General features: G+C 73.6%; 20 protein-coding genes, 1 pseudogene and 1 riboswitch. Of the genes and pseudogenes, 8 read left to right on the forward strand and 13 right to left on the reverse strand.

What is annotated here, in order from left to right; all coding sequences use genetic code 11:
- Positions 1 to 34: 34 nt before the first annotated feature.
- A riboswitch (cobalamin riboswitch) is annotated at positions 35 to 172 on the reverse strand.
- A gap of 46 nt (positions 173 to 218) precedes the next feature.
- From cobG to J7E93_RS36990, 3 genes are read left to right on the forward strand one after another with little or no spacing between them, the layout of a single operon-like run.
- Positions 219 to 1,661: a precorrin-3B synthase gene (gene cobG, locus J7E93_RS11780; RefSeq protein WP_215068207.1), complete on the forward strand. Its 1,443-nt coding sequence runs from the start codon at positions 219 to 221 to the stop codon at positions 1,659 to 1,661.
- 13 nt (positions 1,662 to 1,674) lie between these two features.
- Positions 1,675 to 2,316 carry a precorrin-8X methylmutase gene (locus tag J7E93_RS11785; RefSeq protein ID WP_215068209.1) on the forward strand — a complete coding sequence of 214 codons (642 nt, stop codon included), beginning with the start codon at positions 1,675 to 1,677 and terminating at the stop codon, positions 2,314 to 2,316.
- A complete protein-coding gene (locus tag J7E93_RS36990; protein ID WP_251066408.1) occupies positions 2,313 to 3,797 on the forward strand; it encodes a precorrin-2 C(20)-methyltransferase in 1,485 nt (494 codons plus the stop codon). The genes J7E93_RS11785 and J7E93_RS36990 overlap by 4 nt, the downstream gene beginning before the upstream one ends.
- A gap of 68 nt (positions 3,798 to 3,865) precedes the next feature.
- On the opposite strand, the pseudogene J7E93_RS11790 reads toward J7E93_RS36990, so the two are convergent.
- Together J7E93_RS11790 and J7E93_RS11795 are read right to left on the reverse strand one after the other, a co-directional pair.
- Positions 3,866 to 4,600: pseudogene (locus J7E93_RS11790) on the reverse strand (DUF3471 domain-containing protein); the annotation flags it as partial.
- Positions 4,601 to 4,813: 213 nt separating this feature from the next.
- Entirely contained in the window at positions 4,814 to 5,542 is a 729-nt protein-coding gene (locus J7E93_RS11795; protein WP_215068213.1) for a cobalt-precorrin-6A reductase, read from the reverse strand.
- 12 nt (positions 5,543 to 5,554) lie between these two features.
- Between J7E93_RS11795 and J7E93_RS11800 the strand changes: the two genes are divergently transcribed.
- Positions 5,555 to 6,685 (forward strand): cobalt-precorrin-5B (C(1))-methyltransferase, encoded by a 1,131-nt coding sequence (locus J7E93_RS11800; protein ID WP_215068215.1) that lies wholly within the window; start codon positions 5,555 to 5,557, stop codon positions 6,683 to 6,685.
- A gap of 13 nt (positions 6,686 to 6,698) precedes the next feature.
- Here the strand turns inward: J7E93_RS11800 and J7E93_RS11805 are convergent, their stop codons facing one another.
- Both J7E93_RS11805 and J7E93_RS11810 read right to left on the reverse strand, forming a co-directional pair.
- Positions 6,699 to 7,139: a PIN domain-containing protein gene (locus J7E93_RS11805; protein ID WP_215068217.1), complete on the reverse strand. Its 441-nt coding sequence runs from the start codon at positions 7,137 to 7,139 to the stop codon at positions 6,699 to 6,701.
- Positions 7,136 to 7,387 carry a type II toxin-antitoxin system Phd/YefM family antitoxin gene (locus J7E93_RS11810; protein WP_215068219.1) on the reverse strand — a complete coding sequence of 84 codons (252 nt, stop codon included), beginning with the start codon at positions 7,385 to 7,387 and terminating at the stop codon, positions 7,136 to 7,138. Before J7E93_RS11810 ends, J7E93_RS11805 begins: the two co-directional genes overlap by 4 nt.
- Before the next feature lie 122 nt (positions 7,388 to 7,509).
- Here J7E93_RS11810 and J7E93_RS38335 point away from each other — a divergent pair, with 122 nt between their 5' ends.
- Positions 7,510 to 7,584 (forward strand): 50S ribosomal protein bL37, encoded by a 75-nt coding sequence (locus J7E93_RS38335; protein ID WP_373297613.1) that lies wholly within the window; start codon positions 7,510 to 7,512, stop codon positions 7,582 to 7,584.
- A 77-nt stretch (positions 7,585 to 7,661) separates the two neighbouring features.
- On the opposite strand, the gene cobM is transcribed toward J7E93_RS38335, so the two are convergent.
- Genes cobM through J7E93_RS36995 form a run of 3 tightly spaced genes read right to left on the reverse strand, consistent with a single transcriptional unit; the run spans position 7,662 to position 9,811 of the window.
- Positions 7,662 to 8,411 (reverse strand): precorrin-4 C(11)-methyltransferase, encoded by a 750-nt coding sequence (cobM, locus tag J7E93_RS11815; protein WP_215068221.1) that lies wholly within the window; start codon positions 8,409 to 8,411, stop codon positions 7,662 to 7,664.
- A complete protein-coding gene (gene cbiE, locus J7E93_RS11820) occupies positions 8,408 to 9,646 on the reverse strand; it encodes a precorrin-6y C5,15-methyltransferase (decarboxylating) subunit CbiE (RefSeq protein ID WP_215068223.1) in 1,239 nt (412 codons plus the stop codon). The genes cobM and cbiE overlap by 4 nt, the downstream gene beginning before the upstream one ends.
- A 33-nt stretch (positions 9,647 to 9,679) precedes the next feature.
- On the reverse strand, positions 9,680 to 9,811 hold the full coding sequence (locus J7E93_RS36995; RefSeq protein ID WP_251066409.1) for a DUF6126 family protein: 132 nt from the start codon (positions 9,809 to 9,811) through the stop codon (positions 9,680 to 9,682).
- A 110-nt stretch (positions 9,812 to 9,921) separates the two neighbouring features.
- Here J7E93_RS36995 and J7E93_RS11825 point away from each other — a divergent pair, with 110 nt between their 5' ends.
- A complete protein-coding gene (locus J7E93_RS11825) occupies positions 9,922 to 10,998 on the forward strand; it encodes an LLM class flavin-dependent oxidoreductase (protein ID WP_215068225.1) in 1,077 nt (358 codons plus the stop codon).
- Between the two features lie 3 nt (positions 10,999 to 11,001).
- A complete protein-coding gene (locus J7E93_RS11830) occupies positions 11,002 to 11,625 on the forward strand; it encodes an FMN reductase (protein WP_215068227.1) in 624 nt (207 codons plus the stop codon).
- A gap of 121 nt (positions 11,626 to 11,746) precedes the next feature.
- On the opposite strand, the gene J7E93_RS11835 is transcribed toward J7E93_RS11830, so the two are convergent.
- A complete protein-coding gene (locus tag J7E93_RS11835) occupies positions 11,747 to 12,613 on the reverse strand; it encodes an ABC transporter permease (RefSeq protein ID WP_215068229.1) in 867 nt (288 codons plus the stop codon).
- Positions 12,610 to 13,578, reverse strand: coding sequence for an ATP-binding cassette domain-containing protein (locus J7E93_RS11840; RefSeq protein ID WP_215068231.1), 969 nt, complete (start codon positions 13,576 to 13,578; stop codon positions 12,610 to 12,612). The genes J7E93_RS11835 and J7E93_RS11840 overlap by 4 nt, the downstream gene beginning before the upstream one ends.
- A 159-nt stretch (positions 13,579 to 13,737) precedes the next feature.
- Here J7E93_RS11840 and J7E93_RS11845 point away from each other — a divergent pair, with 159 nt between their 5' ends.
- Positions 13,738 to 14,310 carry a hypothetical protein gene (locus J7E93_RS11845; RefSeq protein WP_215068233.1) on the forward strand — a complete coding sequence of 191 codons (573 nt, stop codon included), beginning with the start codon at positions 13,738 to 13,740 and terminating at the stop codon, positions 14,308 to 14,310.
- On the opposite strand, the gene J7E93_RS11850 is transcribed toward J7E93_RS11845, so the two are convergent.
- The 4 genes from J7E93_RS11850 to J7E93_RS11865 form a co-directional block, all read right to left on the reverse strand.
- The gene (locus tag J7E93_RS11850; RefSeq protein ID WP_215068235.1) at positions 14,262 to 14,672 is read right to left on the reverse strand and encodes a hypothetical protein; all 411 of its coding nucleotides are present in this window, start codon (positions 14,670 to 14,672) and stop codon (positions 14,262 to 14,264) included. The two genes, J7E93_RS11845 and J7E93_RS11850, sit on opposite strands and share 49 nt — an antisense overlap.
- Positions 14,673 to 14,773: 101 nt before the next feature.
- Complete coding sequence (locus tag J7E93_RS11855; protein ID WP_215068265.1) at positions 14,774 to 15,145, reverse strand: RidA family protein; 372 nt, start codon at positions 15,143 to 15,145, stop codon at positions 14,774 to 14,776.
- Positions 15,146 to 15,477: 332 nt separating this feature from the next.
- Positions 15,478 to 15,951: an Rrf2 family transcriptional regulator gene (locus J7E93_RS11860; RefSeq protein WP_215068237.1), complete on the reverse strand. Its 474-nt coding sequence runs from the start codon at positions 15,949 to 15,951 to the stop codon at positions 15,478 to 15,480.
- A 17-nt stretch (positions 15,952 to 15,968) separates the two neighbouring features.
- Positions 15,969 to 17,303 (reverse strand): PLP-dependent aminotransferase family protein, encoded by a 1,335-nt coding sequence (locus tag J7E93_RS11865; protein ID WP_215068239.1) that lies wholly within the window; start codon positions 17,301 to 17,303, stop codon positions 15,969 to 15,971.
- Positions 17,304 to 17,475: the final 172 nt, after the last annotated feature.

The raw sequence follows: 17,475 nt of genomic DNA on the forward strand, positions 1-17,475 counted from the left end.
CGAGCGCAGGCCTTCCTCGGGGTTGTCCGCGCCCCGGGTGGTCGTGTGGACGGCGGGAGTTCCTGACTCACCCGGCCCGTTTTCCGGGACAGGCTCACAGTGGCGGGACCGCGCCGGATTCTCACCGGGCTTCCTCCCCGGGGTCCTGGGACCCCATGCCGTCTGCATAGTAGATCCTGCGCCCGGCGGCCCGGAGGGTCGCCCGGATCCACGTGGGTATGCTCGCCGCCATGCCGCCCACCCCACCCACAACGCCCAACCAGGGCGAACCTCTCATACGGGACCGTGGTGACGCCTGCCCCGGGGCGCTCCGACTGCACCCGGCCGACGACGGCCGCCTGGCCCGACTCCGCCTGCCCGCAGGGCTGTTGACGGCACATCAGGTCGCCGTCCTGGCCGCCGCGGCGGAGACTCTGGGCGACGGCCGGGTCAGCGTCACCTCACGGGGGAACGTGGAGCTGCGCGGTCTCGCCGAGGGCTGCGGGGCGGAGCTCGGGGGCCTCCTGACCGACGCCGGTCTGCTGCCCTCCACGACCCATGAACGCGTCCGGAACGTGGTGGCCTCGCCGGCCGCCGGACTGGACGGCCGCGGCGGACTCGGCGGCGGTGACGTGCAGTTGTGGGCCCGGGAGCTGGACGGACTGCTCTGTGCGGAGGACTGGACGGCGGCCCTTTCCGGCCGTTTCCTCTTCGCCCTGGACGACGGCCGCGGGGACGTGGCCGGCCTCGGCGGAGATGTGACCTTGATCGCAGGCGGGTCATCGGCGGCGGGCTGTGCGCTCCTGCGCGTCGGAAGCCAGACCTTCCGCGTCGCGGGCCCGGACGCGCCCCGGGCGGCGCTCGCCGCGGCCGACGCCTTCCTCACGGCGGCCCGTGCGGCCGGGAACGGCGCCTGGCGGGTACGGGAGCTCCCGGAGGGCACGGAGCCGGACCTGGCGGAGGCGCTGCGCCGCGCGGGCGTCGCCGCGGAGGCGGTCGGCACACGGACGGCCGACCCGCGGACGGTCACCCCGGGCCCGGGAGGGACCGGCCGGACGCCGGCCGACGCGCGGACTCCTGCCGAGAGCGCGCGAACTCCTGCCGAGAGCACGCAGACTCCTGCCGAGGGGGCGACCCACGCCCCTGTCCCGGTCGGGACGTCCGCAGGACCGCCGCCCGGGGTGATCGGCCAGGACGGCCGCTGGGCGGTGTCCGTGGCCGTGCCGCTCGGACGGCTCACCTCCGGCCAGCTCCGGGCCCTCACCCCCGCCCCCGGCGGCGAAGTGCGGCTCACCCCCTGGCGGGGAGCCGTCGTCACCGGCTTCCCCGACCGCGCCGCGGCCGAGGAGCGCCTCGCCGAGCTGGCGGCCCACGGCCTGATCACCGACCCCCGCTCCCCCTGGCTCGGCGTCGGCGCCTGCACCGGCCGGCCCGGGTGCGCCAAGTCGCTCGCCGACGTCCGCGCCGACGCCGTGCCCGGGCTCCCGAAAGGCCCCGTCCTGCCCGCCCTCCCCGTCCACTTCTCCGGCTGCGAGCGGCGCTGCGGTCACCCCCACGGCGCCTGGGTCGACGTCGTCGCCACCGCCGACGGCCACTACCTGGTGGACGGGCGCCCCACCCCCCGTACAGACCTTCCCGACGCGGTCGCAGCGGCCCGCACCCCCTCAGCAACCACGAGATGAGCGAGAGCAACGGATGTTCGACTACGAGAAGGACGGGGCGGAGATCTACCGCCAGTCCTTTGCCACGATCCGCGCCGAGGCGGATCTCGCGGGTCTGCCCGCCGACGTCAGCCAGGTCGCGGTGCGGATGATCCACGCCTGCGGCATGGTCGACCTCGTCGGTGATCTCGCGTACTCCCCCGACGTCGTCTCCCGCGCCCGCGCCGCCCTGCGCGCCGGCGCGCCGATCCTCTGCGACGCGCAGATGGTCGCGAGCGGGGTCACCCGCAAGCGGCTGCCCGCCGACAACGACGTGGTCTGCACCCTCTCCGACCCCTCCGTCCCGGCGCTGGCGGCCGAACTCGGCACGACCCGGAGCGCCGCCGCCATGGAGCTGTGGCGCGACCGCCTCGAAGGCTCGGTCGTCGCCATCGGCAACGCGCCCACCGCCCTCTTCCGCCTCCTGGAGATGGTCGAGAAGGGTGCCGGGCGTCCGGCGGCCGTCCTCGGCATCCCGGTCGGCTTCATCGGCGCCGCCGAGTCCAAGGACGCGCTGGCGGAGCGGGGCCGGGACCTCGGCCTCGACTACCTCGTCGTCCGGGGCCGGCGCGGCGGCAGCGCGATGACCGCCGCCGCCGTCAACGCGATCGCGACCGAGGCGGAGATCCAGGCATGAGCGGAAAGCTGTACGGCGTCGGGCTCGGCCCCGGCGACCCGAACCTCATGACCGTCGCGGCGGTCAAGGCGATCGCGTCGGCCGATGTCGTCGCCTACCACTCGGCCCGCCACGGCCGTTCCATCGCCCGCACGATCGCCGCCGAGCACATCCGCGAGGACCACATCGAGGAGCGGCTGATGTACCCGCTCACGGTGGAGACCACCGACCACCCTGGCGGTTACCGGGGCGCGCTCGACGACTTCTACGAGGAGGCGTCGAAGCGGCTGGCCGCGCACCTGGACGCGGGCCGCACGGTGGCCGTCCTCGCCGAGGGAGACCCGCTCTTCTACGGCTCGTACCAGCACATGCACAAGCGGCTCGCGCACCGCTACGACACCACCGTCATCCCCGGTGTCACCTCGGTCAGCGCGGCCGCCGCCCGGCTCGGCGAGCCGCTGTGCGAGGCCGAGGAGGTCCTCACGATCATCCCCGGCACCTTGCCGGAGGACGAGCTGACGGCCCGTCTCGCCGGCACGGACTCGGCCGTCGTGATGAAGCTGGGCCGGACCTTCCCGACCGTGCGGCGTGCCCTGGAGCGGGCGGGCCGGCTGGAGGACGCGCGCTACGTGGAGCGGGCGTTCATGGCGGGCGAGCGGACGGAGACCCTGTCCGAGGTCGACCCGTCCACCGTGCCGTACTTCTCGGTGGCCGTGCTGCCCTCCCGTATCGACCAGGAGGCGCCCGTACGGGAGCGGGGCGAGGTCGCCGTCGTCGGCACCGGGCCCGCGGGCGCGCCCTGGCTGACGCCGGAGTCGCGCGGTGCCCTGGTCAACGCCGACGACCTCGTCGGCTACACCACCTACCTGGACCGGGTCCCGGTGCTGCGCCCCGGCCAGCGCCGCCACGGCTCCGACAACAAGGTGGAGTCCGAGCGCGCCGAGTTCGCCCTCGACCTGGCGCGGCGCGGCCGGCGGGTCGCGGTCGTCTCGGGCGGCGACCCGGGCGTCTTCGCGATGGCGACGGCGGTCCTGGAGGTCGCCTCGGAGCCGCGGTACGCGGACGTGCCCGTACGGGTCCTGCCGGGGGTGACCGCGGCGAACGCGGCGGCCGCCGCGGCGGGCGCACCGCTGGGCCACGACTACGCGACGATCTCCCTCTCCGACCGTCTCAAGCCCTGGGAGGTCATCGCGGAGCGGCTGCGCGCGGCGGCCGGTGCCGATCTGGTCCTCGCGCTCTACAACCCGGGGTCGAAGTCCCGTACGCACCAGGTGGCGGCCGCCCGCGAGCTGCTGCTCGGACTCCGCTCGCCCGAGACCCCGGTGGTGGTGGCGCGGGACGTGGGCGGACCGGAGCAGTCGGTCCGGGTGGTGACCCTGAAGACGCTGGATCCTTCGGAGGTCGACATGCGGACGCTGCTGCTGATCGGCTCGTCCCAGACCCGGGCGGTCGAACGCGCCGACGGCCGGACGATCACCTGGACGCCGCGGCGGTACGGCTGACCGGGCCGGGTGAAGGTGCCGAGTCCCTCCGTGTCGAGGTACTCGACGGTGAGGGACTTCCCGTCCGGGGTGAAGGTGACCCCGGTGAGGCCGACGGCGTTCTCACTGGCGGTCGGGAAGCTGAACGTGTCGCCGTCGTAGTGGGTGAGCCGGTACGTCTGGGGCTTTGGCCCCAGACGGAGCGTCAGGGCGCCGTCCTCACCGGCGACGACCTCCGCCCGGCCGTAGTAGGCGTTCTCGTACGTGCCCGCGTAGGTGTCGGCGGCCTTCGCGAGAGCGGCACCGGACGGCGGGTGGGCGTAGTCGGTCGTGGACCGGCCCTCGTCCGCCTGCTGCTCGTACAGCGCGTCGACGAGCGGGATCCAGTCGCGGCTGGGCTCACCGTTCCGCGCGATGTCGAAGAAGTCGAGGGCGACGGCGTCGGCCACGCCGGCCGGGGCGCCGTTGGTGAGGACGACGATGCCGAGCTGCTCACCCGGCAGCATCGTGACGTCGGTGTGCGCGCCGAGCGCGAACGCGCCGGTGTGGGAGAGACGGAGCCGGCCCTCGTCGTCGTCACTCACGTTCCAGCCGAGCCCGTAGAAGCCGGTCCGGGCGGCGGGGGCGTGGGGCGGGGAGGGACCGGGAGCAACCTGCCCGGGCGGGGCGGCGGAGGCGAGGGCGGGCAGGGTCCCTGGGGCGGCGCCCAGCAGCGGGACGAGCCCCACCGCGAGCGACCTCAAGCGGTACGAGGTCCTGAAGGCCGAGTGGCTGGCCGACGGCGACGGATCCGGAGACGGCGTCTGGCTGTTCCGCCGCATCGCGTACCTCGGCGAGGATACCGCCTCCTTCCTCCACGCGACGACGGCCGACGGCGAGACCGTGCGCTACGCGGTCGTGGCCGTGGACGACTGGGAGAACTCGCTCGCCGAGAGCGACTTCGACTCCGTGTCCTGGGTCGAGGTGACCGAGCTCGGCACGCCGGCCGAGAGCTGAGTCACCGCCCGACCGTCGTCACGGCCCGGTCCTCGTCGGCTTCAGCTCCGCTCCCGCACCCATGCGGCCGCCTCCTGCGGGGTCGCCGCCACCGGGACGCCCTCAGGGACCGGTGGGCGGCGGACCACCACGACCGGGATGCCGGCCTCGCGGGCGGCGGTCAGTTTCGGGGCGGTCGCGGCGCCGCCGCTGTCCTTCGTGACCAGGACGTCGACGCCGTACCGGTGGAGCAGGGCCCGTTCTCCCTCCAGGGTGAACGGGCCGCGGTCCAGGAGGACTTCGGTGCGGGCCGGCATCGGGGGCTCGGGCGCGTCGACCGACCGTACGAGGAACCACTGCGGGCAGTCGGCGAAGGCGGCGAGGCCCATCCGCCCGGTGGTGAGGAACACCCGCTCCCCCCGGCCGTCCAGGGCCCGCGCCGCCTCCCCTAGAGAGGCGACGGAGTGCCAGTCGTCGCCCTCGACCGGGACCCAGCCGGGGCGGCGCAGGGCGAGCAGGGGAACATGGGCGGTGGCGGTCGCCCGGGCCGCGTTGAAGCTGATCCGCTCGGCGAAGGGATGGGTGGCGTCGATGACCGCGTCCACACCGTGCGCGCGCACCCAGTCCACGAGCCCGTCCACCCCGCCGAAGCCGCCGATCCTGACCTCGCCGACCGGCAGCCGGGGGGCGGCGACCCGTCCCGCGAGGGAGCTGGTCACGCGGTGGCCGGGGTGGAGCGCCGCGGCCAGGGCGCGGGCCTCGGTCGTCCCCCCGAGAATGAGTATGTGCATGGGAGTCCGTTCATGAGTGTCGGCGGCGGTCTCGGCGGCGGGCGCGAGGCCCAACTCAAGCACACGGGTCTGCGCCCGGGCTGGACGACTGGTGCGTGCGCGACGGCGGCGACCACGGCCGCGTACACGGCGCTCCTCACGGGCGAGTTCCCGGACCCGGTGACGATCACCCTGCCGAAGGGCGGGCGGCCGGCGTTCGCGCTGGCGGCGGAGGAGCTGACCGCCGGGACCGCGATGGCGGGGATCGTGAAGGACGCGGGCGACGACCCGGACGTCACGCACGGCGCGCTGATCCGCTCGACGGTACGGATCCTCCCGGCCGGCTCCGGGGTGGTCTTCCGGGCCGGGCCCGGCGTCGGGACGGTCACGCTGCCCGGCCTGCCCCTGGAGGTCGGCGAACCGGCGATCAACCCGGTGCCCCGGCAGATGATGCGGGACCACGTGGCCGAGGTCGCCGCGGCGCACGGCGCCTCCGGCGACGTCGAGATCACCGTCTCCGTCGACCACGGCGAGGAGATCGCCCGCTCGACCTGGAATCCCCGGATCGGCATCCTCGGCGGTCTGTCCGTCCTGGGCACGACCGGCATCGTCGTCCCCTACTCCTGCTCGGCGTGGATCGACTCGATCCGGCGGGGCGTGGACGTGGCCCGTGCGGCGGGCCTCACCCATGTGGCGGGGTGTACCGGCTCCACCTCGGAGAGGACCGTGACGTCTCTCTACGAGCTGCCGGAGATCGCCCTGCTCGACATGGGCGACTTCGCGGGCGCGGTCCTCAAGTACGTCCGGCAGCATCCGGTCGACCGGCTCACGATCTGCGGCGGCTTCGCCAAGCTCTCCAAGCTGGCCGCCGGCCATCTGGACCTCCACTCGGCGCGCTCCCAGGTGGACAAGGGGTTCCTCGCCGATCTGGCCCGTTCCGGCGGCGCCGGCGAGGAGCTGGCGGCGGAGATCGCCGCGGCGAACACGGGCCTGGCGGCGCTGCGGCTGTGCGAGGCGGCGGCCGTCCCCCTCGGCGACCTGGTCGCGGCCCGGGCCCGCGACGAGGCCCTGACGGTCCTGCGGGGCGCCCCGGTCGCGGTGGACGTCGTCTGCATCGACCGCGCGGGCACGGTGGTGGGCCGCTCGACCGTGGCGGGGCCGTAGCGGGCGCTGGGCCTCAGAGGTCGTCGGGCAACAACCGGAACGCCTTGTGACCGGTGAGCGGTCGGACCATGCGGAAGTGCCGGTCCGTGGTGAACAGGACGTCGGTGCCGTATGCGGCTGCCAGGGCGACGTTCATGGCGTCGGTCATCCCGATGCCCTTCCCCCCGTCCGCGTCCGCGTAGCCCTCCGCAACGGCGATCGCCGGGGACAGATGTGCGGCCACCGGCGGTACCTCGAACCGGCGGGTGGCCGTGTAGCGCTCGATGAACCGGGCCGCGGTGAGTGCCTTGTGTGCCCCGGCGCGCGCCGAGATCAGGTGGTCCAGCTCCGCCAGGACCATGGGAGAGATCACCAGGTGGCTGATCGCCGCCAGCCCTTCCTTGTGCGCTTCGTGCCCCGACAGGCGGGGATCGAGCAGACGATAGAGGGCGTTGGTGTCAGCGATGGCGATCACGCCGACATCCCCATCCCTTTCAGGACGTCCTCGATCTCGTCGTTGGTGAGATCGGGAAGGTCGAGGGCGGGGAGATCGATCGGCCCCATGGGGTCGGTGGGATAGGGGGGGACCTCGTCGTCCATGGGGATGGGGATCACACGTGCGACCGCGACGCCGTTCTTGGTGACGGTGACGGTCTCGCCACCGGCGGCTGCGGCAAGGATCTGTGACGACTTCTGATTGAACTCGCGAGCGGTGGCTTCCATGTACTACATGTTACTACTCCCCTTCGCTCCCAGTCGGCCGGTCCACCGGCAGCGGATGCGGCCCGACCCCCGCGAACCTAGGCTTGCCAGGGCAATCGGTCCCGATCGAAGGGGTTCTGCCCATGTCGAAGCGAGGCAACAAGCGACGCGCCAGGAAGAAGAAGGGCGCGAACCACGGCAAGCGGCCCAACGCCTGAAGCGTGATGCCCGCGGGGCCGGTACGTCATGAGGTGACGTACCGGCCCCGCGGGCATCGCCGGGGCCCGGGGGCGTCTCAGCAGACGTGGCGGTCGCGCGCCGGGTCGTAGAGGTGGCTGTCGCGGAACTGGGTGGCGGCCAGTGTGCGGCCGACGAGGATGACGGCCGTCTTCGTGATCCCGGCGGCCTTCGTCTGGGACGCGATGTCGTCCAGGGTGCCCCGCAGGACCACCTCGTCCGGGCGGCTGGCCATCGCCACGACGGCGGCCGGGCAGTCGGCGCCGTAGTGGGGCAGCAGCTCGTCGACGACCCGGTCGACGTAGCGGGCGGCCAGGTGCAGGACGAGGAGCGCGCCGCTGCGGCCGAGGGTCGCGAGGTCCTCGCCCTCGGGCATGGGGGTGGCCTGCTGGGCGATGCGGGTGAGGATCACCGTCTGGCCCACGGTGGGGACGGTCAGCTCCCGCTTGAGCGCGGCGGCCGCCGCCGCGAACGCCGGGACGCCCGGCACGACCTCGTACGGGATGTCCAGCGCGTCCAGGCGCCGCATCTGCTCGGCGACCGCGCTGAAGACGGACGGGTCGCCCGAGTGGAGCCGGGCCACGTCCCGGCCGTCCTCGTGGGCGCGGACGATCTCGGCGACGATCTGGTCCAGGTCCAGGTCGGCCGTGTCGACCAGGCGCGCGTCCGGCGGGCACTCGGCGAGCAGCTCGCGGGGGACGAGGGAGCCGGCGTACAGACAGACTCCGCAGGAGGCGAGGGTGCGGGCGCCCCGCACGGTGATCAGGTCGGCCGCGCCCGGGCCCGCGCCGATGAAGTAGACGGTCATGCTCCAACTCCTGATTTCGTTACGGACCACTGCGTGACCGGCATCGCCTGGCGCCAGCCGGTGAAACCGCCCACCGGGACGGCCTGGGCGACGGAGAGCCGGATCAGCTCGCCGCCGTATCGCCGGTAGCGGTCCGCGAGCAGCGCCTCGGACTCCAGCGTCACGGTGTTGGCGACCAGCCGGCCGCCCGTCGGCAGCGCGTCCCAGCAGGCGTCGAGGAGACCGGGTGCGGTCAGGCCGCCGCCGATGAAGACGGCGTCGGGGGCGGGAAGGCCGGCCAGCGCCTCGGGCGCGGGTCCGGTGACCACGCGCAGGCCGGGTACGCCCAGGGCCGTCGCGTTGCGCTCGATGCGGGCGGCCCGCTCGGGTGACTTCTCCACGGCGACCGCCCGGCACGAGCGGTCCGTGCGCATCCATTCGATGCCGATCGAGCCGGAGCCGCCGCCGACGTCCCAGAGGAGCTCCCCGGGGGCGGGCGCCAGGGCCGCGAGCGTGGTCGCTCGGACGTACCGCTTGGTGAGCTGGCCGTCGTGCTCGTACGCCTCGTCCGGCAGGCCGGGGCCGGCGCCCAGGCGCGGCGCCCCGGGGGAGCGGGCGCAGTCGAGGGCGATCACGTTCAGGGCGTCGGACCGGCCGTCCGGCCAGGTGTCGGCCGTGGCCCCCACGATCCGTTCGCGCTCCGAGCCCAGCTGCTCCAGGACGCGCATCCGGGTCCCTCCGAAGCCCTTGTCCCGCAGCAGTGCCGCCACCTCCGCCGGGGTGGAGCCGTCCGCGCTCAGGACGAGCAGCCGCCTTCCGTCGTGGAGCGAGGCGGACAGCGAGGCGAGCGGCCTGCCCACCAGGGAGACCGTCTCGACGGCCTCCAGCGGCCAGCCGAGGCGCGCGCAGGCGTACGAGAGGGAGGAGGGGTGCGGGAGGACGTGGAGGCGGTCGGCGCCGACCGTCTCGCAGAGGGTGCGGCCGATTCCGTAGAACATCGGGTCCCCGCTGGCCAGGACGGCGACGCTCCGGCCCTCGTGGGCGGCAAGGAGGCCGGGGACGGCGGGGCGCAGGGGCGAGGGCCAGGTGACGCGCTCGCCGGGGCACTCGGCCGGGGGCAGCAGCTCCAGCTGGCGGGCGCCGCCGATGAGGATCTCGGCGGCGCGCAGGGTTCGGCGGGCGTTCTCGGGGATCCCGTGCCAGCCGTCCGCGCCGATTCCGACGACCGATATCGCAGGCGGGGGAACGGTGCTCACGTCGGCGAACTCTACGTGAGGGCCCTGCGGCCGCTATGTCTGGGCGTTCTGACCGACATAGAAGAGGAGCCAGACGAAGCCGGCGAACGCGTGTGTCGCGAAGACGTACACGAAGACGCGGAGCATCACGCCCCGTTCCTTCCAGCGCTCGTGGCCGTCGGTCATGCGGACAGCGTACGGCCGGAATAGGCGGGGGGTGTGCACCGTTGGACGGGATGGTTTAAAGTTCAACCAACACCGGCCGATGAGGCCGGCCCCCGCGAGAGGTGAGCACCATGCAGTTCGGGATCTTCACCGTCGGCGACGTCACGGCCGACCCCACCACCGGCCGCACCCCGTCCGAGCACGAGCGGATCAAGAACACGGTCGCGATCGCGCTCAAGGCCGAGGAGGTCGGGCTCGACGTCTTCGCAACCGGCGAGCACCACAACCCGCCCTTCGTCCCGTCCTCCCCGACGACGCTCCTCGGCCACATCGCGGCCCGCACGGAGCGGCTCATCCTCTCCACCTCCACCACGCTGATCACCACCAACGACCCGGTGAAGATCGCCGAGGACTACGCGACCCTGCAGCACCTCGCCGAGGGGCGCGTCGACCTGATGATGGGTCGGGGCAACACCGGTCCGGTCTACCCGTGGTTCGGCCAGGACATCCGGCAGGGCATCCCGCTCGCCATCGAGAACTACGCGCTCCTCCACAGGCTGTGGAGGGAGGACGTCGTCGACTGGGAGGGCAAGTTCCGCGGCGCGCTGCAGGGCTTCACCTCCACGCCCCGACCGCTGGACGGCGTGCCGCCGTTCGTGTGGCACGGCTCGATCCGCTCCCCCGAGATCGCCGAGCAGGCCGCGTACTACGGCGACGGCTTCTTCGCCAACCACATCTTCTGGCCCAAGCAGCACACCGAGAAGATGGTCGGCCTCTACCGCCGGCGGTACGCGCACTACGGCCACGGCACCCCCGAACAGGCCATCGTCGGTCTCGGCGGGCAGGTGTTCATGCGGAAGAACTCCCAGGACGCGGTACGGGAGTTCCGCCCGTACTTCGACAACGCGCCCGTCTACGGCCACGGCCCGTCCCTGGAGGAGTTCAGCAAGGAGACCCCGCTGACCGTCGGCTCCCCGCAGGAGGTCATCGAACGGACCCTGTCCTTCCGGGAATACGTCGGCGACTACCAGCGTCAGCTCTTCCTGGTGGACCACGCGGGTCTGCCGCTGAAGACGGTCCTGGAACAGCTCGACATGCTCGGCGAGGAGGTCGTCCCGGTGCTCCGCAAGGAGTTCGCCAACCTGCGGCCCGCCGGTGTGCCGGAGACCGCCCCGCTCCACCCCGCCGTACGCACGCAGGAGGCGTAAGTCATGCAGACCCTGAAGCTGGTCGCCGTGTCCGCCGGACTCAGCGCACCCTCCTCGACCCGGCTGCTCGCCGACCGGCTCGCCAAGGCCGCCGAGGAGCGGCTCACCGAGCAGGAGTACGCCGTCGAGGTCCAGGTCGTCGAGCTGCGCGACCTGGCCGTGGACATCGCGAAGAACTTCGTCACCGGCTTCCCCTCGGGGGAGCTGGAGGCGGCGATCGACACGGTGACCGGCGCGGACGGGGTCATCGCCGTGACCCCGGTCTTCACCGCCTCGTACAGCGGTCTGTTCAAGTCCTTCTTCGACCTGATCGCCCCGGACGCGCTGACCGGCAAGCCGGTGCTGATCGCGGCCACCGGCGGCACCGCCCGCCACTCGCTCGTCCTCGACCACGCGCTGCGGCCGCTCTTCGCCTATCTGCGGGCGCTCGTCGTGCCGACGGCCGTCTACGCCGCCTCGGAGGACTGGGGCTCGGGCGGCGACGATTACACCGACGGCCTGCCGTCCCGGATCAACCGCGCCGGGCGGGAGCTGGCGGAGTTCGTCGCGGCCCGCCCGGCCCGGGAGACGGAGGACGACGAGGTCGTGCCCTTCGAGCAGCAGCTCGCGGACCTGCGCCTGGACTGACGGCCTGCCCGGGGGCGCCTCAGGGGCACGCGGCCCCCGGGGGCGCCTCACGGTGCCCCCGGGGGCACGTCCGCCGGCCCTGCCGGACCGGCACCCGCGCGGCGCGCGGCTCCACGACCGCCTACTTGCGGTTGTAGAGCCGCATCGTCACCGCGCCGAAGACGATCACGAACACCGCCGACCACCCCAGGGACCAGGCGATGTCCGCCGCCGGCCGGTTCCCTGCCATCAGCTCCCGTACCGCCGTCGCCAGATGCGTCACCGGGCTGTTGTTGACGAACGCCTGCAGCCACCCGGGCATCGTCCTCGGGTCGACGAAGACGTTGGACAGGAACGTCAGCGGGAAGATCACCATCATCGAGACGCCCATGACCGACTTCTCGCTGCGCAGCATCAGCCCGAACATGGTCCAGATCCACGAGAAGGCGAGCGAGAACACCAACAGCAGCGCGACCCCGAGCAGGACGCCCACCACCCCGCCGTCCGGCCGGTAGCCGATGACCATGCCGACGGTGAGCATGACGGCGGACGCGATCAGATAGCGGACGACGTCGCCGAGGAGATAGCCGACCATCGGGGCCGGCCGCCAGATCGGCAGCGTACGGAAGCGGTCGAAGACGCCCTTCTCGATGTCGGTGTTGACCGAGACACCCGTGTACATCGTGATCATCACGACGCTCAGCACGAGGATGCCCGGCAGCAGGAACTGGAGGTAGGCCGAGACGGAGCCGGCCAGCGCGCCCCCGAAGAGGTACGTGTACATCAGCACCATCATGATCGGGAACGCCGTCACGTCGAAGAGCTGCTCCGGCACATGCTTGATCTTGAGCATGGCCCGCCAGCCGAAGGTGAGCGAGGCGGAGAGCGCGCTGGGGCGGGGCGGCCGCTCGTGTCCCACGAGGAGGGCGGCCAGCTCCTCCGCCCTGGGCGCCTCGAAGGCGAGGGCGTCGGTCTGCCGGGGGTCCTTGCCGGTGGCGACGGTGCTCATGCCGTCGTTCCCTTCCGGTCGGTGAGGGCGAGGAACACCTCGTCGAGGCTGGACTGGCCGAGAGCGAAGGTGTCGACGGTGATCCCGGCGCCGGCGAGCTCGGCCAGGGCCCGTGCGGCCTGTTCGGCGGCGCCCAGCTCCGTGCCGTGACCGTTGACGGTGGCGGTCAGCGCCACCGGGTCGGGGTCGAGCTGGACCGTGGCCTTCAGCGCGGTCGCGAGGACCCGCTCGGCCGCCGGGCGCTGCTCGGGGTCCCGCAGCCGCACATGCACCGACCCCGACCCCACCGAGGACTTCAGCTCGCCCTTCGTCCCCTCCGCGATCACCTTCCCGTGGTCGATCACGGCGATACGGGAGGCCAGCTGGTCCGCCTCGTCCAGGTACTGGGTGGTGAGCAGCACGGTCGTGCCCTGGGCGACCACCGCGCGGACGATGTCCCAGACCTGGTTGCGGCTGCGCGGGTCGAGACCGGTCGTCGGCTCGTCGAGGAAGAGCAGGTCGGGGGTGTTGAGGATGGACGCGGCGATGTCGATACGGCGCCGCATGCCGCCCGAGTAGTGCTTGACCTGCTTGTCGGCGGCCTCGGAGAGCCCGAACGCGGCCAGGAGCTGCGCGGAGCGCTCCCGGGCGGCGGACCGGGTGTGCCCGAGGAGCCTGCCGAGCAGCACCAGGTTCTCCGTACCGGTCAGGTCCTCGTCGACGGAGGCGTACTGGCCGGTGAGACTGATCCGGCCGCGTACGGCGTCGGCGTCCCTGCCCACGTCCCTGCCGAAGACGCTGGCCCGGCCGCCGTCCGGGCGCAGGAGGGTGGCGAGCATCTTCACGGCGGTGGTCTTGCCCGCGCCGTTGGGGCCGAGGACGCCGTAGACGGTGCCGGCCGGGACGCGCAGGTCGATGCCGTCGACGGCTCGGTTCGTGCCGAAGACCTTGACCAGACCCTCGGTCTCGATGGCGAGGTCGGCCATGCGCTGTCCTCCCGGCTGCCGGTCGGTGCCCGCTCCGACCAGTCTCCGACGGTGGCGGCCGGGATGCCAGGGGAACGACCGCGGCTCCCCCGCACGGGGGAGGGGCTCCGGCTCCCGTGCCGACGCGGGGCGCACCGCCCCGGCGGCACGCTGAGCCACATGACGAAGCTGAGCCGCATGACGAAGATGAACGCACTGCCGGGCACGCCCCGTTGGGCCACCCTCGCCGCACACGCCGTGCCGCTGATCGTTCTGCCCTCGGGGCTCTGGCGGCTCGCGCTCACCCTGGGCCTGCCGGTCGCCGAGGCCGACGACCGGGGGGTCGGGCAGCTCACCTACCAGGTCGTCCTCACCGTCGTCGCCGAGCTGCTGGCGTTCCTGACCCTGGGCCTGGTCCGCTGCTGGGGCGAGGTGTTCCCCCGCCGGCTGCCGTTCGTCGGCGGGCGGCCCGTCTCCACGGTCGGCGCGACCACCGCCGCGCTCTGCGGGGCGTTCGGGCTCGTCGCCCTGGCGGGCTGGTTCACGTACGCGGCGTACGCGGGGCTCGGGCAGGGCGCGGCCGGCACGCACACGGACGGACCGGTCCAGGAGGTCCTGCTGTACGTCTGCTATCTGCCGCTGCTCGCCTGGGCCCCGCTCCTCGCCGCTGTGGCGGTCGCCTATCACCGCCGCCGCACCGGCCGTTACGACGTGCGCGCCGTCGGCCGGCCCGCCGCGTCCTCGTGCGTGTAGAAGAGGTAGAACGCGACGCAGAAGGTGCCCGCCGCCACCACCAGGGCGAGGACGGTCGCGCTCAGCACACTCATGTGGGAGAGGCTGACCAGGAATCCCAGGGCGATGCCGACGAGCGCCGCCCATGTCGCCGCGCGCAGCTCCCGTGGCAGGGCGCGGCCCCGGGCGCGCAGCATGTGGACGGCGCCGGCGTGGACCACGGCGGAGACGAAGCCGAGCAGGACCTGGCCCCAGGTGATGGGGCCGCCGTGGCGGTCGACGGTCGCCGCGTAGAAGCCGTAGACGACGCCCAGCGTGGCGGGCAGTCCCCAGCCGTGCGTACTCCGGTGACGCCGTGCGGGCAGCGCTGCGTGTGCGGCCATGGCAGGAGCTCCTTCCCTCTCGGCCCCCTGCGCTCCACCCCTCCACTCACCCCTCAAGGGCACACCCGGAGGGTCTGAGTCCGCAACTGGATCAGCGGTGCTCAGCCGGCGGGCCGCACCGCCACGGCGTCGATCTCGAAGAGCATCCCGGGCAGCGCCAGGGAGGCGACCCCGCTGAGCGTCTGCGCGGGGAGCCGGCCGCCGAAGGCGCCGTGCAGCGCCTTGCCGAGGATCTCCAGCTTCCCGAGGTCGTGGTCGACGATGTACGAGCCGAGGCGTACGACGTGCTCGAAGCCGAGCCCGACGCCCTCCAGCGCGAGCCGGAGGTTGGTGAAGGAGAGCGCGACCTGGGCGGCGAAGTCCCCGGGCACGGGGGCGCCGTTCGCGTCGGAGGCGTACTGGCCGCCGATGAAGACCAGCTCACCGGGGGCGGAGGCGGCGTGGCTGTACCCGAAGGGGGCCGGGTCGTGCAGCGTGGGCGGGTTGGTGAGGGTGCGCGCGTCGGGGCGGGGGCGCTGGTCCGGGGCGGTGCGGGGGCGCGGGTGCGGGTCGGTGGCGGTGCNNGTGCGGGGGCGCGGGTCGGTGGCGGTGCGTGGGTCGGTGCGGGGGCGCGGGTCGGGGGCGGTGCCCCGGTGCGGGTCGGTGGCGGTGCGCGCGTCGGTGAGGTCGTGCGGGTCGGTGCCGGTCATGCCGGGTCGGTCCTTCCGGGGGTTACGGCCGCCGGGTCGGGCGGCCGGGGTGGGTGCGGCGCCCGTGCCGAGCACCGCGGGCGAGCGTCGTCGCGTCGACGAGCAGCCCGTCGTGCTCAGGCGCCGGCGAACCAGCGCCGAATACGGTCCGGGGCCTCGGGCGCCTGCCGCTCCGCCCGCTCCCGTACGTCGTCCAGCGTCCGGGCCGCCAGCTCCCGGCGCCAGGCCAGCTCCGCCTTCGCCATCGCCTCCGCGATGGCGCACCCGGCGGTGTAGGCCCCGGCGGGCCCGGCACCCGGCCCCTGTTGCCGGATCTCGGTGCAGCGGAAGGCCTCTTCCGGGCCCTCGATCGCCGTGACCACGTCCATCAGGCTGATCCGGTCCAGCGGCCTCGCCAGCCGGAAACCACCCTTCGGGCCGGAGACCGACCCGACGATGCCGGCCCGGGAGAGCGCCTGGAGCTGCTTGTTGAGGTAGGCGGCGGGCAGGTCGTGGTACGCCGCGAGCCGCGCCGCGGTGACCGCCCGTTCCGGCCCGATCCAGGCCAGGTTGAGACAGCTGTGCAGCGCCCACTCCACACCTTCACTCATCCTCATGATCCTGGATACTAAACGTCCAGAATCTCGGAGGCAAGGGCGGCGAGCCGTCCCAACGCCTCGTCCAGGACAGGCAGAGCGGGCGAGGCGAGCCCCACCCGCACCGCGTCCGGGGCGGAGCCGCCGCCCACGGCGAAGGCGGCGCCCGGCGTCAGCGCGATGCCCCGCTCCGCCGCCGCGGCCACGAACGTCTCCGCCCGCCACGGCGCCGGAAGCTCCCACCAGCAGTAGTACGCGTGCGGCGCGGTACGGATGCGGTACGCGCCCAGATGGCGCCGCACCAGCGCGTGCCGGGCCGCCGCGTCCGCCCGCTTCGCCGCCACCACCTCCGTCACCGTGCCGTCCTCGGCCCACCGGGTCGCCGCCGCGAGCGCCAGGCCGCCCGCCGTCCACGCCCCGGAGCGCAGGGCGGCCGCGAGTTCCTCCACGCGTGCCTCCGGTGCGACGAGGTGGCCGACGGTCAGGCCGGGCGCGAGCCGCTTGGACAGGCTGTCCACCAGCACCACGCGCTCCGGGGCGTGGGAGGCGAGCGGCGCGGGGGCGTCCGGTTCCAGGAACGCCCAGGTGGTGTCCTCGACGGCCGTCAGATCCGACTCCCGCAGGACGTCCGCCAGTTCGGCCCTCCGCCCCGAACCCGACGTGATCGAGAGCGGGTTGTGCAGCGTCGGCTGGACGTACACGGCGGAGAGCGGCGCGGCGCGGTGGGCCGCCGCGAGCGCGTCGGGGCGCATCCCGTCCCCGTCGAGCGCGATCGGCACCAGACGTACGCCGAGCCGCTCCGCGACCGCCTTGACCAGCGGATACGTCAGGGCCTCGACACCCAGCCTGCCCCCGGGCCCCACCAGCGCCGAGACGGCCGCCGCGATGGCCTGGCGGCCGTTGCCGGCGAAGAGCACCCGATCGGGGTCCGGCGCCCAGCCCGCCCGCGCCAACACCCGCACCGCCGCCGCCCTGGCCTGTGCCGTGCCGACCGCCGCCGCGGGCCGGGCCGTCGCCTCCCCCAGCACATCGGCCCGGGCGAGGGAGGCGAGCGCCCGTGCCATGAGCTCCGACTGCCCGTCCACCACCGGGTAGTTGAGCTGGAGATCGACCGGCGCGTTCCCGGTCGCCTCGGCGAGCGCGGGCCCGGGCAGCGGCGGTGCGGCCCGTACGAAGGTGCCGCGCCCCACCTCGCCGACGACCAGGCCCCGGCGGGCCAGCTCTCCGTACACCCGGATCGCCGTGGAGTTGGCGATCCGGTGGCGGCGGGCGAAGGCGCGCTGGGTGGGCAGCCGGTCGCCGGGCCCCAGCCGCCCGTCCGCGATCCGCTCCGCCACCCGGTCGGCGATCCTGCGGTACTCCTCCATGGGCCCCGACTCCTCCTTCCGCCCGCCCGGCATTGCACCGAGAGCAAAGATTTTATTGCACCGACCGAACAGCCGTGCCTAGCCTCTGAGCATGCCTTCCATCGAGATCGACGGACTCACGATCGGTTACGAGGACAAGGGCACGGGCCCCGCGCTCGTCCTGGTCCACGGC

It is taken from the genome of Streptomyces sp. ISL-36, from assembly GCF_018614205.1.
GTDB lineage: Bacteria > Actinomycetota > Actinomycetes > Streptomycetales > Streptomycetaceae > Streptomyces.